This window comes from Nocardioides dubius (assembly GCF_039528155.1).
Taxonomy (GTDB): Bacteria; Actinomycetota; Actinomycetes; order Propionibacteriales; family Nocardioidaceae; genus Nocardioides; species Nocardioides dubius.
The window spans coordinates 8,837-22,999 of sequence record NZ_BAAALG010000002.1 but is presented as its reverse complement, the minus strand read 5'-3'; the positions used below and the strand labels follow the sequence as shown (position 1 = coordinate 22,999).

General features: G+C 70.5%; 14 protein-coding genes and 1 tRNA gene. All 15 read right to left on the bottom strand.

All coding sequences use genetic code 11. The features are described 5' to 3' along the window. Nucleotides 1-203: 203 nt before the first annotated feature. Nucleotides 204-863 (bottom strand): potassium channel family protein, encoded by a 660-nt coding sequence (locus tag ABD151_RS01960; protein ID WP_343990787.1) that lies wholly within the window; start codon nucleotides 861-863, stop codon nucleotides 204-206. Then, the gene (locus ABD151_RS01955; RefSeq protein ID WP_343990785.1) at nucleotides 860-1,891 is read right to left on the bottom strand and encodes an HIRAN domain-containing protein; all 1,032 of its coding nucleotides are present in this window, start codon (nucleotides 1,889-1,891) and stop codon (nucleotides 860-862) included. The genes ABD151_RS01960 and ABD151_RS01955 overlap by 4 nt, the downstream gene beginning before the upstream one ends. 241 nt (nucleotides 1,892-2,132) lie before the next feature. Beyond that, nucleotides 2,133-2,206: transfer RNA gene (locus ABD151_RS01950), tRNA-Pro, on the bottom strand. A 105-nt stretch (nucleotides 2,207-2,311) separates the two neighbouring features. After that, complete coding sequence (der, locus tag ABD151_RS01945; protein ID WP_343990783.1) at nucleotides 2,312-3,667, bottom strand: ribosome biogenesis GTPase Der; 1,356 nt, start codon at nucleotides 3,665-3,667, stop codon at nucleotides 2,312-2,314. Next, nucleotides 3,667-4,446: a lysophospholipid acyltransferase family protein gene (locus ABD151_RS01940; protein ID WP_343990781.1), complete on the bottom strand. Its 780-nt coding sequence runs from the start codon at nucleotides 4,444-4,446 to the stop codon at nucleotides 3,667-3,669. Before ABD151_RS01940 ends, der begins: the two co-directional genes overlap by 1 nt. Next, the gene (gene cmk / locus ABD151_RS01935; protein ID WP_343990779.1) at nucleotides 4,443-5,126 is read right to left on the bottom strand and encodes a (d)CMP kinase; all 684 of its coding nucleotides are present in this window, start codon (nucleotides 5,124-5,126) and stop codon (nucleotides 4,443-4,445) included. Before cmk ends, ABD151_RS01940 begins: the two co-directional genes overlap by 4 nt. A gap of 55 nt (nucleotides 5,127-5,181) precedes the next feature. Then, nucleotides 5,182-6,249, bottom strand: a complete 1,068-nt coding sequence (locus tag ABD151_RS01930) for a prephenate dehydrogenase (protein WP_343990777.1) — start codon at nucleotides 6,247-6,249, stop codon at nucleotides 5,182-5,184. After that, nucleotides 6,246-6,977 (bottom strand): pseudouridine synthase, encoded by a 732-nt coding sequence (locus ABD151_RS01925; RefSeq protein WP_343991641.1) that lies wholly within the window; start codon nucleotides 6,975-6,977, stop codon nucleotides 6,246-6,248. Before ABD151_RS01925 ends, ABD151_RS01930 begins: the two co-directional genes overlap by 4 nt. Before the next feature lie 23 nt (nucleotides 6,978-7,000). Continuing rightward, nucleotides 7,001-7,645 carry an SMC-Scp complex subunit ScpB gene (scpB, locus tag ABD151_RS01920; RefSeq protein ID WP_343990775.1) on the bottom strand — a complete coding sequence of 215 codons (645 nt, stop codon included), beginning with the start codon at nucleotides 7,643-7,645 and terminating at the stop codon, nucleotides 7,001-7,003. Continuing rightward, entirely contained in the window at nucleotides 7,642-8,538 is an 897-nt protein-coding gene (locus ABD151_RS01915) for a segregation and condensation protein A (protein ID WP_343990773.1), read from the bottom strand. The genes scpB and ABD151_RS01915 overlap by 4 nt, the downstream gene beginning before the upstream one ends. Then, a complete protein-coding gene (locus tag ABD151_RS01910) occupies nucleotides 8,535-8,963 on the bottom strand; it encodes a hypothetical protein (RefSeq protein WP_343990771.1) in 429 nt (142 codons plus the stop codon). The genes ABD151_RS01915 and ABD151_RS01910 overlap by 4 nt, the downstream gene beginning before the upstream one ends. Next, a complete protein-coding gene (locus ABD151_RS01905) occupies nucleotides 8,932-9,837 on the bottom strand; it encodes a ParA family protein (RefSeq protein ID WP_425571841.1) in 906 nt (301 codons plus the stop codon). Before ABD151_RS01905 ends, ABD151_RS01910 begins: the two co-directional genes overlap by 32 nt. 240 nt (nucleotides 9,838-10,077) lie before the next feature. Beyond that, entirely contained in the window at nucleotides 10,078-12,630 is a 2,553-nt protein-coding gene (locus tag ABD151_RS01900; RefSeq protein WP_343990769.1) for a DEAD/DEAH box helicase, read from the bottom strand. Then, complete coding sequence (gene xerD / locus ABD151_RS01895; protein ID WP_343991637.1) at nucleotides 12,630-13,529, bottom strand: site-specific tyrosine recombinase XerD; 900 nt, start codon at nucleotides 13,527-13,529, stop codon at nucleotides 12,630-12,632. Before xerD ends, ABD151_RS01900 begins: the two co-directional genes overlap by 1 nt. 40 nt (nucleotides 13,530-13,569) lie before the next feature. Then, nucleotides 13,570-14,163, bottom strand: a 594-nt coding sequence (locus tag ABD151_RS01890; protein ID WP_343990767.1) for an NUDIX domain-containing protein, incomplete at its 5' end; no start/stop codon positions are given.

The following is a 14,163-nucleotide window of genomic DNA, read 5'->3' as shown; positions in this document are numbered from 1 at the left end:
TGTGGGCTTGCTGTTCCTGGTGTTCGGGGCCTGGATGTGGATCGTCCAGTGGCCGACTCTTCTCATCCCGCCGCATTTCCGGGATCGCTCGAAGTCCCAGCCAGCGAGTCAGGGGCAAGGCGGACGCCGGCGCGCCGGTTGTGACTGAACCGACCTGCACGAGGCGGCCAACGTCAACGAAGGGCCCGTCGCGTATCGACGTCTCACTGGATTGTGGTCGCGTTCGCTTGCTCGGCCGCCACGCGGGCCAGCAGCCACGACGCGATGCTCGCGGTCACAGAGCCCACGAGACCGATACCCACGAGCATGAGCATCACGGCCACGAGCCGCCCCTCTGTGGTCACCGGAAAGCGGTCGCCATAGCCGACGGTCGTCACAGTTGTCGTGGCCCACCAGAGGGCATCTCCGGCGGTCGTGATGTTGGCCCCGGATGCATCCCGTTCAGCGTCGAGGACTGCCAACGCACCAAGTCCCACTGCCAAGGCTGCCGCTCCGCTCACGTAGATGAGCACGAGCCCGGCGACGTTGCTTGCGGCGGAGCGGTCGAGGATGCGGACCAGCGCCAGCAGGCGGAGCAACCGAAGCGGACGGAGCAGAGGCAGGGCCACGAGGGCCACGTCGTACCAGTGCTGCGCGGCGTAGCGCGTCCGGTCCTCGGTCATCCAGAAGCGCACCATCAGATCGACGGCGAACGCGCCCCAAACCGTCCACGAGACGGCGGCGAAGAATCCCGCCAGATCGGGAGACACCCTAGGGTCCAGCACGGGCCACGCGTAGGCCACCAGAAACGCAAGCGCAAGCAGCATGAGAGGAATCTCGGCCCGCCGCTCCCATCGCTCCACTTGGGTCAGCGGTTCGGTCATCTGGTCGCACTGCCCTTCCGGTGGAGATGCGTCCAGAGGCGCCGCTCGACGACCAGGACCTGCGGCGTCGTATCTTCGCCCGGGCCACCTCCACGCGTGCTGACCGCCACCATGTCAGCACCGCCATCGAGGATCGGCGTGAGCCTCTTGGCAAAGCCGCGGGGAACGTATCCAGCAAGCTCGGTCGCTCCTGAGGCGTAGACGCCGATCGCGTTCGGGTCGTGGGCGTTCTGGGGCTCGCGCACCAGCACCACGGGCGCGCCGGGCCGGAAGTCGCCAGCCCGCGCCGCCCTCTCGTGGTGGCTGGTGCCACGCACGCCGAACGACCACAGCCCGGCCCGTGACGCCGCCGTACGACTTCGAGGGTTGACCCAGCCGCGCGGTGACACGACCAAGAGACGATCCCGCACGTGCTCCAGCCAGAGATCGGGCAGACCGCCTGACGGGGAGACGAGCACATCAGCTTCTTCCTCCGGCGAGAGGTACTCCGTCCGTGCGACATAACCGGCGCGCTTGGCGCGTGCCTTCTGCGCGGCGGGATCACGTGGCGTCCTCGGGCCGCGTCGCTCGAGATACTCGGCCACCTCCCGGATATCCGTAGCGGTCCGCCCCTGCCGCGTGTAGGACGCGACACGGTCGGCCCAGTCCGCCGGATCCATCCATGTCGGCCCGCCGTCGGGCCCGAGGCTGAGCCGCTCAGGCTGAGGCTCGGGCCCAGGCTCATCCAGCCGCAAGGATTCGGCTCCGGGGCTGAGCCCCCGGAGCAGGTCGGCCTGGAGTCGAGCGACTTCGGCTTCCACCTCGGGCATGAGCGCGGCAGCCCGTGCCTCCACCTCGGGCATGAGCGCGGCAGCCCGTGCCTCCACCTCCCGCATCGCCCCTTCCAACCCCGTTTCCAGTTCGCGCTCTGAGGGCGGCCCCTGGGTATGCGTTCCGACGTCACCCGCGGCAGGATCGGTCAGGGCCTGCCATATGACGACGGCAGCCACGACGAGCACGACCAGCACGACCAGCACCACAACCCACATGGCACCGACGCTAGAGGCGTTCGGCGTCTCGCGGGGCCATTCCGCGGATCATCCGGCGAGCAGGCTGGACCGGAGCGCAAGCCGGATAGGCTCGCACGCTTCCGCCCCAGACGCGCCACCGCTGATCTGTGATCAACGCCGTTGCCCGAGACAGCGAGAGGGCCTTGCCGGTAGTGCTCCGGCAAGGCCCTCTCTGTCTGTCTATTCAGGCCAGAGGAGCTAGTTCCTCTGCCGTTGTCCGTCGGGCTGACAGGATTTGAACCTGCGACCCCTTGACCCCCAGTCAAGTGCGCTACCAAGCTGCGCCACAGCCCGAACACCCCGTGGATCTACGACCCTCGAAGCGGTCCGAACATTACCGCAGGCTTGGAGATTCGGCGCAATCGGGTCTGTCCGGAGTGTCCGGACGGGCCCCGGGGATCAGCGCTTGCGCTTCTCCCGCGGGCGCACCTGCAGCTCGATCGGAGTGCCGACGAAGCCGAACTCCTCGCGCAGACGCCGCTCGATGAAGCGCTCGTAGCCAGCGTCCAGCTTGCCGGAGGTGAAGAGGATGAAGGTCGGCGGCGCCGTCTGCGCCTGGGTGCCGAAGAGGATCTTCGGCTGCTTGCCGCCGCGCACCGGGTGCGGGTGCTCCTGCACCAGGCGGCCCAGGAAGGCGTTGAGCGTGCCGGTCGAGATCCGGGTCTCCCAACCCTCGATGGCCCGCTCCAGGGCCGGCACCAGCCGGTCGATGTGCCAGCCGGTGCGCGCGGTCAGGTTCAACCGCGGCGCCCACTGCACCTGGACGAGCTCGCGCTCGATCTCGCGGTCCAGGTAGTAGCGACGCTCCTCGTCGACCAGGTCCCACTTGTTGAAGACGATCACCAGCGCGCGGCCGGTCTCCCGCACCGTCTGCACGATCCGCAGGTCCTGCTCGGAGATCGACTGCGAGGCGTCGATCAGCAGCACGGCCACCTCGGCCCGCTCGATCGCGCCCGCCGTACGCAGCGAGGCGTAGTACTCGTGGCCCGACGCCTCCTTGACCCGCTTGCGGATGCCCGCGGTATCGATGAAGCGCCACTCCTTGCCACCGAGCGTGATCAGCTCGTCTACCGGGTCGACGGTGGTGCCGGCCACGTTGTCCACGACCACGCGCTCCGAGCCGGCCAGCCGGTTCAGCAGCGACGACTTGCCGACGTTGGGCTTGCCGACCAGCGCGATCCGGCGCGGGCCGCCGACCTCGCCGTAGGACTCCTCCGGCGTCTCCGGCAGCGCCTCCAGGACGGCGTCGAGGAGGTCACCGGTGCCGCGACCGTGTGCGGCCGAGATCGGGTGCGGCTCCCCCAGCCCGAGGTTCCACAACCCGTAGGCCTCCCCCTCAAGGTGCTGGGCGTCGACCTTGTTGGCGGCCAGCACGACCGGCTTGTTGGCCTTGCGCAGGATCTTCACGACCGCCTCGTCGGCGTCGGTGATGCCGACGGTCGCGTCGACCACGAAGAGCACCGCGTCGGCCAGGCTGACGGCGATCTCGGCCTGGGCCGCGATCCGCTCGGCCAGGCCGCGGGCGTCCGGGTCCCAGCCGCCGGTGTCGACGACGGTGAACGCCCGGCCGTTCCAGGAGGCGTCGTAGGAGACCCGGTCACGGGTGACGCCGGGCCGGTCCTCGACCACGGCCTCGCGGCGCCCGATGATGCGGTTGACGAGGGTGGACTTCCCGACGTTGGGTCGCCCGACCACCGCCAGCACCGGCACAGGCCCGGTCGCGGCCTCGTCGGTGGACACGTCGTACTCGCTCATCATGCTCCTCGTCCGGGCGCCCGGTCTGGATCGCCATCGGGTTCATCGCCCTCGGGGAGAGGGCCTGGTAGTGCGCGTCCGGTCAGGTCACGCGCACGGTCAAGGCACACAGACATGTGCGCTTGCAACAACGCCGTCGTCTGGGCTACTTGTTCCCGGCTCCGAGGCCATGCGTGCGGTGGAACTTGGAACGGGCTTCCGTACACCATATCGACTCCCCCGGCCCGCGGCGGAAGCGCGCTGCCCGGAGCCCCCGGAGCGCGGGTGCCGAGGAAGGTCACCGGGACCACCGGCGCACCCGTCACCAGAGCCAGGTAGGCGGCGCCGTGGTGGAACCGGGCGAGGTCCAGGTCCCCCGCACCGCGAGTCCCCTCGGGGAAGATTCCCGCCACCCGGCCCGCCCGCAGCACCGCGATGCAGGACTTGATGGCAGCCGGGTCGTAGTGGAACCGATCGAGCGGAATCTGTCCCGACCAGGTCAGGAACCGTCCGAGCCGGCCGGCGAACATCTCGATCTTGGTGAGCGCATGCACCGGTCGCGGGCTGAAGATCGCCAACAGCGGACCGTCGATCACGCCGATGTGGTTGGCGGCCAGGATCACCGGGCCACTGGCCGGCACCTGCTCGGCGCCGTGCACCCGGATCTCGTACCGACTGCGCAACAGCATCCGGGCCGGAGGCCGCAACGGATGCAGCAGGAACCGCGCAGGGAGCGGCACCTGGTCGGTACGGGGCAGCGCGGCGCCGGCGAGCGGCGTCACACTGCCGGACGCACTCATCCGATGCCCTCCGCGGCCTCCGCCAGGGCAACCACCTTCTCGATGACCTCGTCGAGGGTGAACGGCGTCGTGTCGAGGTGCACCGCGCCCTCGGGCACCGTGAGCGGGGCGGTGGTGCGGCTGGAGTCGATCTTGTCGCGCGCCAGCAGCGAGGCCTCGGTCGCGGCGACGTCGCTACCGCCCTCCTCCAGGGCGCGGCGGGCAGCGCGGGCGCCGGCGTCGGCGGTCAGGTAGAGCTTGAGCTCGGCCTGCGGCCAGACGACGGAGCCGATGTCGCGGCCCTCGACGACGATGCCGCCCTCGCCGATCACCGCACGCTGCAGCTCCAGCAGCCGGGCCCGCACCTCGGGCACCGCGCTGACCGGGCTCACCGCGCCGGTCACCTCGGTGCCGCGGATCGCCTCGGCGACGTCGGTGCCGTCGACGGTGATGGTCGGCGCCGACGGATCGGTCCCGGAGACGATCTGCGGCCGGTTCGCGGCGGCGGCCACTGCCTCGGCGTCGTGGACGTCGACATCGTGCTCGAGCATCCACCAGGTCATCGCCCGGAACATGGCACCGGTGTCCAGGTAGCGCAGCCCCAACCGGGTGGCGACACCGCGCGAGGTGCTCGACTTGCCCGACCCGGACGGCCCATCGAGGGCGATCACGATCGACTGGGTCTGGGCGCTGCGAGTCAAGGCATCCTGCTTCCTACGGTGACGACGGACGGCGTCAGCCTACCGAGCAACCGCCTCAGGGATGAACCACCCAACCGCGTGCCGTGAGCGAGGCCACCAGGGTCGATGCGGACGTCGCCTCGACGACGAGCTCGACCAGACCGACCGGGCGGCCGGGGTCGTGGTCGATGTGCACGTCCTCGATGCTGACGCCCTGGGCGCCGACATGGGCGAAGAGCCGGGCCAGCTCGCCGGCCTGGTCCGGCAGCGACACGAAGACCGACGCCATCGGCCGCGCCACACCGCCGTGCTTGGCCGGGATGGCCCGCGTGCCGGCCACACCCTCAGCGAGCAGTGCAGCGATCGCCTCGGCGTCGGCGGCGGCGACGAAGCCACGCAGCCGTGCGAGTCGCTCCTCGACCTCGTCGAGCATCGCCAGCACCGCCTCGGAGTTGGCGGTGATGATCTGCTTCCACAGGGTGGGGTCGCTGCCCGCGATCCTGGTCACGTCGCGCACGCCCTGGCCCGACAGTGCCAGATGCGAGCTGGGCGCCTCGGCCAACCGGCCGGCGACCAGCGACGACATCAGCTGCGGAAGATGGGAGACCCGGGCCACCGCGCGATCGTGGTCGTCCGGACTCAGGTCGACCGGGACCGCGCCGCACAGCATGATCAGCTCGCGCACCACGGCGATCGCGGACGCCTCCGCGCTCTGGTGCGGGGTGAGCGCCCAGGGCCGCCCCTCGAAGAGCGTCGCCGACGCGGCGAGCGGCCCCGACCGCTCACTGCCCGCCATCGGGTGCGAGCCCACGTAGCGGCGCAGGTCGTCGACGCCGAGCGCCTTGAGCTGCGCCAGCGGCTGGGACTTCACGCTGCCGACGTCGGTGACCACTGCATCGGTGGCGGCCAGGGCCGCGGCGATCTCCGCGCCGAGATGGTCGGGCGGAACCGCGACCACCACCAGCTGCGGGGCGGCGCCGGTGTCCGGGACGCCGGCTCCCAAGCCGCTGGCGGTGCGCACATGCTCCGAGGAGACGTCGCGCAACAGCACCTCGAGGCCCGCCTCGCGACACGCCAGCGCCACCGAGGTGCCGAGCAGCCCGGTGCCCACGACCAGGACCGGGCCCTGCAACAGCCCGCTCATAGCTGCGCTGCGTCGAGAAGCTTGCCGAGCTCGGCGCTGGTCAGGTCGCGCAGAGCACCCGAGGGCAGCCTGCCGAGCTTGACCGGACCGAACGCGGTGCGGGTCAGCTGGAGCACCGGGTGCCCGACCTCGTCCAGCAGCCGCCGCACGATCCGGTTGCGACCCTCGTGGATCACCAGCTCGACGATGCTGCGGGCCTTGTCGCCATGCCCGTTGCTGGACACGACCCGGACCTTGGAGACCTCGACCGGTCCGTCCTCCAGCGTGACGCCGGCCTTCAGGCGATCGAGCACCGCCCGGTCCACGAGCCCGGAGACCTCGGCGACGTAGGTCTTGTAGACCTCGTAGGAGGGGTGCGCCATCCGGTGCGCGAACTCACCGTCGTTGGTGAGCAGCAGCAGACCGGTGGTGTCGGTGTCGAGCCGGCCCACGTGGAAGAGCCGCTCGGGCCGATCGGCGACCAGGTCGCTGATGGTGCGCCGCCCCTGCGGGTCGGACATCGTCGAGACCACGCCACGCGGCTTGTTCAGCACCAGGTATACGTTCGGACTGATCGGCGGCAGCCGCCGCCCGTCGACCCGGATCACCGCGGTGGTCGGGTCGACCTTCGTGCCGAGCCGGGTGACGATCTCGCCGTCCACCTCGACCAGCCCGTCGAGCATCAGCTCCTCGCACTTGCGTCGCGACGCCACTCCGGACTGAGCCAGCAGCTTCTGCAGCCGGATCATGCCCTCGTCGTCGACCTCGATGCTCACGTGCCTTCTCCATTCGATGCGGTGGCGTCCTGCCCGTGCAGGCTCGCCGCGGTCTGGGCGCCGAACGCCGCAAGATCGTCTTCGATGTCTTCCATGTCGGGCAGATACGGCGCCAGCTCGGGCAGATCGTCGAGCGAGGTGACGCCGATCCGCTCCAGGAAGTAGCTGGTGGTGCGGTAGAGGTTGGCACCGGTGTCGTCGTCAGCGCCGGCCTCCTCGACCAGCCCGCGGGCCAGCAGGGTGCGCATCACGCCGTCCACGTTGACGCCACGGATCGCCGAGACCCGTGCCCGGCTCACCGGCTGCTTGTAGGCGACCACGGCCAGGGTCTCCAGGGCGGCCTGGGTGAGCCGCGCGGTCTGCCCCTCCAGGACGAACGCCTCGACGACCTCGGCGTACTCCTCGCGGGTGTAGTAGCGCCATCCCCCGGCCACGTTGCGCAGCTCGAAGCCGCGGCCCTGGCTGGCGTACTCCTCGGCCAGCGCCGCCAGGGCACCCGCCACCTCCGCCTGCGGGTGGCCGACGGCCGAGGCGAGGCTCAGCTCGTCGAGCGGCTGGTCGGCGATCATCAGCAGCGCCTCGAGCGCCGGGCGCAGCTCCACCCGGCGGACCTCGGTCTCCTCCACGACGTCGTCGCTCACTCCAGCTCCTCAGCTTCCTGGTCGGTGCCGTCTTCTCGGTCCGCGGATTCCTCGTCCGATCCGGACGGCTCGGCGGCGCCGTCGAACTCGTCGTCGATCTCGAACTCATCGTCGCCGCCGGTCCAGCGGATGGTCAGCTCCCCCAGTGGCGTCACCTGGTCGAAGGCGACAGCGCCCTCGCGGAACAGCTCCAGCAGGGCGAGGAAGCGGGCGACGGTGGTCAGCACATCGGGCGAGTCGCCGCTCAGGGCCCGGAAGGTCAGGGTCCCCTGGCGACGCAGCCGGTCCACCACGATCGTCGCCTGCTCGCGTACCGAGACGCTCGGCGCGTGGATGTGGTGCAGGGTCAGCTCCAGCACCGGCTTGGGCGCCATCGCCTTCGCCGCCAGCTGGGCGAAGCGCTCCAGGCCGACACCGATCAGCACCTCGGGCAGCAGGCTGGCGAAGCGGTCCTCCAGACCCACCGCGCGGGGGTGCCGCCGGGTCTCGCGCGACAGCCGCTCCTCGAAGACCGCCGCCACCTGCTTGAACGCGCGGTACTGCAGCAGGCGCGCGAAGAGCAGGTCACGGGCCTCGAGCAGCGCGAGGTCCTCCTCGTCCTCGACGTCGCCCTGCGGGAGCAGCCGGACCGCCTTGAGGTCGAGGAGCGTGGCAGCGACCAGCAGGAACGACGTGGTCTGCTCCAGGTCCCAGACCGGTCCACCCGCCTTGACGTGGGCGATGAACTCGTCGGTCACCTGGGAGAGCGCGACCTCGGTGATGTCGAGCTTGTGCTTGGCGATCAGGTTCAGCAGCAGGTCGAAGGGACCCTCGAAGTTGGCGAGCCTGACCTCGAAGCCGCCACCGCCCTCGGTCGTCTCGTCGATGACGTCGGCGGTGGCGTCGCCGCTCACGCCTCCCTCAGGCGCTGCACCAGCTGGCTGTCCTCACCGTGCGCCTCCAGGTCCGCCAGCGCCATCGCGATGGCCTGGCGCACGAGGCGTCCACGGTCGACGGCGAGGCCGTGCGTACGGCGCAGCGACAAGCGGGCGTGCTCGAGATCCAGCAGCTCGTCGGAGGTGATGTAGACGGTCATCTTCTCGTCATGGCGCACCCGGCCGCTGGGACGGCGTGCCGGTGCGGCCGACGTCCGCTCGGCCGGCTCGTCGGCGACCGCTGCGGCGGTGGGCGACTCCGCGCGGGGCGCTGCCTTCTTGGCAGCGGCCTTGCGCGGGGCGCGGGCCGGCTTCGGCGCGGGCTCGGGATCGCTCGGCTGAGCAGCCGGAGCGGTGGGCCGGAAGAGGTCGTCAGCCGCGGGCAGGCTCACCCGTCTCGACACGTGCCAGCACCTCCTTGGCCAGCTGGCGGTAGGACTCGGCGCCGGCTGAGCTCGAGGCATAGCTGGTGATCGGCTCGCCGGCCACCGTCGAGTCGGAGAACTTGACGGTGCGGCGGATCACGGTGTGGAAGACCTTGTCGCCCCAGGCCGAGACCAGGCGCTCCATCACCTCGCGGCTGTGCAGGGTGCGGCCGTCGAACATGGTGCCCAGCACGCCGTCGATCTCCAGGCGCGGGTTGAGCCGCTCCTGGACCTTGTCGATGGTGGTCTTGAGCAGGGCGACGCCGCGCAGCGCGAAGTACTCGCACTCCAGCGGCACGATCACGCCGTCGGAGGCGGTCAGCGCGTTGACGGTCAGCAGGCCCAGCGACGGCTGGCAGTCGATCAGGATCACGTCGTAGTGCGGGATCGCCGGAGCCAGCACCCGCTGCAGGGTCTGCTCGCGGGCGACCTCGTGCACCAGCTGCACCTCGGCAGCCGAGAGGTCGATGTTGGAGGGCAGCAGGTCGACGCCGGGAACGCCGGACTCGACGACGACCTCCTCGAAGGTGGTCTCCCGGTCCATCAGCAGGTTGTAGACCGAGAGCTCCATCTCGTGCGGGTTGAGCCCCAGGCCCACCGAGAGCGAGCCCTGCGGGTCGAAGTCGACGAGCAGCACCTTGCGGCCCAGCTCGGCGAGCGCCGCACCCAGGTTGATGGTGGTGGTGGTCTTGCCGACGCCACCCTTCTGGTTGCACATGGCGACCACCCGCGCCGGCCCGTGGGAGGTGAGCTGGCGCGGCTCCGGGATCACCGGCATCGGCCTTCCGGTGGGTCCGATCTCGGGCTCTGACGTGGCCTGGACCGGTGCCGGGAAGGGGACGGGATCACTCACAGGGTGCTCGCTTCGCGAAGGGGGTGGGGTGAGCAGGGGCGGCATCGAGGAGGCATCGGAGGTGGGTGCATAGCGTCCGCCATTGCTCATCTACCGCTCCTTCGTTCGATGTCCGCGGCCGGTGGGATCGAGGTGCCGGATTGTCGACACGACGACTTGTTGGCCGCGTTTCGCACGACTTTAGGACGCCCGCCCGATCAGGAACAAGGCGGGTGGTCCGTTTTGCGGGCAGGTGAGAGGTCAATCCCATCGCCGGAAGCCGGTGACGGCGACGACCGCCTCCCCCAGCTCGTCGCTCGCGTCGAGGTCCACCTCCGCCTCGATCACCCAGTCCCGGTTGTCGTCGGGGTCGGCGATCGTCTGCCGGACCTGCCAACGACGACCGACCCGCTCGATGTGCAGGTAGCTCGGCCCATGGGCGTCGGCATCGGTGCGGATCTGGTCGTGCTCGGCGTAGTAGGCCTCCAACGCGTCGTCCCAGCGGGAGCGGGTCATCTCGACCTCCCGCGGCGGATCGAAGAGGTCCGCCGTCGCCCGCTCGCCACGCATCAGCCCGTCGAGGTCGTCGCGCGCTGACATCTCCACCCGGCGCCACATCGCGTTGCGGATCATCACCGTGAAGGCCCGCTCGCGCTCGGAGAGCGGCCGCGGCGGTGGCGGTGCGCCCTGCGCCGCTACCTCGGCGACCCGATCCGGATCGGTCAGCGCCTCCCACTCGTCGAGCAGGCTGGAGTCGGTCTGGCGGACCGTCTCCCCCAGCCACTCCAGCAGCTCCTCGAACTGCTCGGTGCGATACCCCTCGGGCACGGTGTGGCGCAACGTGCGGTAGGCGTCGGTGAGGTAGCGCAACACCAGGCCCTCGGCACGCGCCAGCTCGTAACGGCTGACGAACTCGGTGAAGCTGTAGCCCTGCTCGTACATCTCCCGGACGATCGACTTCGGCTCCAGGCCGTCCTCGGGGAGCCAGGGGTGGCGCCCGCGGTAGATCTCGTAGGTGGCGCCCAGGAGCTCGGCCAGCGGCTGCGGCCAGGTGATCTCCTCGAGCCGCGCCATCCGCTCCTCGTACTCGACGCCGTCCGCCTTCATCTCGGCCACGGCCTCGCCGCGGGCGGCCCGCTGCTGGGCGAAGAGGATCTGCCGCGGCGAGTCGAGCACCGCCTCCATCACCGAGACCACGTCCAGGCTGTAGCTCGGGTCCTCGGGGTCGAGCACCTCCAACGCCTCCAGGGCGAAGTGCGCCAGCGGCTGGTTGAGGGCGAAGTCCTCCGGCAGCGCGTCGGTGAGCACGTAGCGACGCCCGAAGGCGTCGACCTCGTCGAGGCGGGCCAGCACGCCGGAGTGCACCAACGAGCGCGCCAGCCGCAGGGCGCGGCGGATCAGCCGGACCCGGTGCCGCGGCTCGTCGTGGTTGTCGCCGAGCAGGTCGCGCAGCACGGCGAACGCGTCGGTCTCCCGCGCCACCACGTTGAGCAGCATCGCGTTGTCGACCTTCATCCGCGAGATCAGCTGCTCGGGCTTGCCCTCGACCAGCTTGGTGAAGGTCTGCTCGGTCCACACCACCGAGCCCTCGGGCGCACGCTTGAGCTGCGCCTTGCTGTTCTTCTTGGGGTTGGCGGCGTTCTTGGCCGCCGCCTTGGCCTTCGCCTTCTCGTTCTCGATCACGTGCTCGGGCGCCTGGACGACGACGTAGCCCGCGGTGTCGTAGCCGGCCCGGCCCGCGCGACCGGCGATCTGCTGGAATTCCCGGGTGCGCAGGATCCGCTGCTTGGTGCCGTCGAACTTGGCCAGACCGGTGAACAGGACCGTGCGGATCGGCACGTTGATGCCCACGCCGAGGGTGTCGGTCCCACAGACCACCTTGAGCAGCCCGCGCTGGGCCAGCTGCTCGACCAGGCGCCGGTACTTGGGCAGCATGCCGGCATGGTGCACGCCGACCCCGTTGCGCAACAGCTTCGACAGGGTCCGGCCGAAGCCGGCGCCGAAGCGGAAGGCGCCGATCTCCTCGGCGATCGCGTCCTTCTCCTCACGGCTCACCAGCTTCGCGGTGAGCAGCGTCTTCGCGTGCTCGACGGCGTCCTTCTGGGTGAAGTGGACGACGTAGGCGGGCACCTGCTTGGTGGCCACCAGCTCCTCGAGGGTCTCCGGCATCGGGGTCAGCGACCAGGAGAAGGTCAACGGCACCGGGCGCTCGGCGTCGTCGACCAGCACCGAGGGACGACCGGTGCGACGGGTGAGGTCCTCGAGGAAGAACGACACGTCGCCGAGCGTCGCGGACATCAGCAGGAACTGGGCCTGCGGCAGGGCGAGCAGCGGCACCTGCCACGCCCACCCGCGGTCGAACTCGGAGTAGTAGTGGAACTCGTCCATCACCACCATGCCGACATCGGCGCCCGCACCCTCGCGCAAGGCGATGTTCGCCAGGATCTCGGCGGTGCAGCAGATGATCGGGGCATCGGCGTTCACCGAGGCGTCGCCGGTCAGCATCCCCACGTTCTCGGCGCCGAACGCCTCGCACAGGGCGAAGAACTTCTCGCTGACCAGCGCCTTGATCGGCGCGGTGTAGAAGCTCACCCGGTCGTCGCAGAGCGCGTAGTACTGCGCGGCGGTGGCGACCATCGACTTCCCGGAGCCGGTCGGCGTCGCCAAGATCAGGTTGTTGCCGCTGAGCAGCTCGATGATCGCCTCGTCCTGGTGCGGATAGAGGTCGAGACCCTGATCCCCCGCCCAGGCGGCGAACTCGGCGTAGACGGTGTCGGGATCGGTGCCCAGGATGCGTTGGCCCAGGTTCTTCATCAGTGTGCCCTCGGGTGCGCGGTGGCGAAGACCTCGCGCAGGTTGTCGACGGTGACCAGGGTGTAGACCTGGGTGGTGGTGACCGAGGCGTGGCCCAGCAGTTCCTGGACCACCCGGACGTCGGCACCGCCGTCGAGGAGATGGGTGGCGAACGAGTGCCGCAGGGTGTGCGGCGAGACGTCGCGGGTGACGCCGGCCCGCTCGGCGCTGCGGACCAGCACCGTCCAGGCGCTCTGGCGCGAGAGCCGACCGCCGCGTGCGTTGAGGAACATCGCGCCGGCGGGGGTCTTGGCAGTCGCCAGCTGCGGTCGGGAGCGGGACAGGTAGCCGACGATCGCCGCACGGGCGTAGGAGCCGATCGGCACGATCCGCTCCTTGCCGCCCTTGCCGTGCAGCTTGACGCTCCCCTGCTCCAGGTCGATGTCGTCGACGTCGAGGCCGACCGCCTCGGAGATCCGGGCGCCGGTGCCGTAGAGCAGCTCCAGCAGGGCGCGGTCGCGCAGCGAGAGCGTGGTCTCCGGGCTGCCGGCCGCCTCCAGGATCGCCTCCACGTCCGAGAGCGGCAGCGCCTTCGGCAGCCGCTTGGCCGGGCTGGGCGGCTTCACCGCGGCGGCCGGGTCGTGGCTGGTGATGCCCTCGCGGGCGGCGAACTTGTGCCATCCGCGGACGGCGACGACGGTACGCGCGGCGGAGGTCGCGCCGAGTGGCTGGTGCTCCTCGTCGCCCTCGCGCAGCTGCATCAGGAAGTCCGCGACGTGCTGCTCGCTGACCCCGGCCAGCGAGTCGACCCCGCGGCTCGCCAGATAGGACTGGTACCGGCGCAGGTCGCGACGGTACGAGCTCAGCGTGTTGTCGGCCAGCCCCCGCTCGACGCTGAGGTGGTCGAGATAGGTGCGCAGCTGCCTGGCCAGCGGAGTGAGGGTGCTCAGCGCTCGGCCCTCACGCGCCGCGGGCCCGGCGGGCGGCGATGGTGAGCACCGCGAGCGCGACCGGGGCGTCGGTGATCCGGCCGGCGAGCACGCCGTCCAGCAGCTCGGCGTACGGCACCCAGACCAACTCGAGGTCGGCCTCCTCGTGGTGCATCTCGAAGTCGCCGCGCGAGGCTGCGGAGAGGCCCTCGGCGAGGTAGAGGTGGTGCTGCTCGGCGGAGATGCCGGGGCTGGCCCAGACCGAGATCAGGTGGGTCCAACGCTCGGCGGCCATCTCGGCCTCCTCGCGCAGCTCGCGGATGGCGACCTGGAGCGGGTCCTCGCCCGGCACGTCGCAGACGCCGGCGGGGAACTCCACGAACCGCATCTGGGCCGGGTGGCGGTACTGCCGCAGGCAGAGCACGTTGTCGTCGTCGTCGATCGCCACCGCGACCGCGGCTCCTGGATGCTCGACGACCAGGCGACGGAACGAGTCGCCGTCGGGATCGTGCGGGGAGCGCACCTGATCGGTGCGGAAGGCGACCACCCAGCCGTCGCGGTGCAGGTCGGTGCGCGACTCGACCGGCCAGGACTCGGGGACGTCACGCAGCATCGACATGTCACA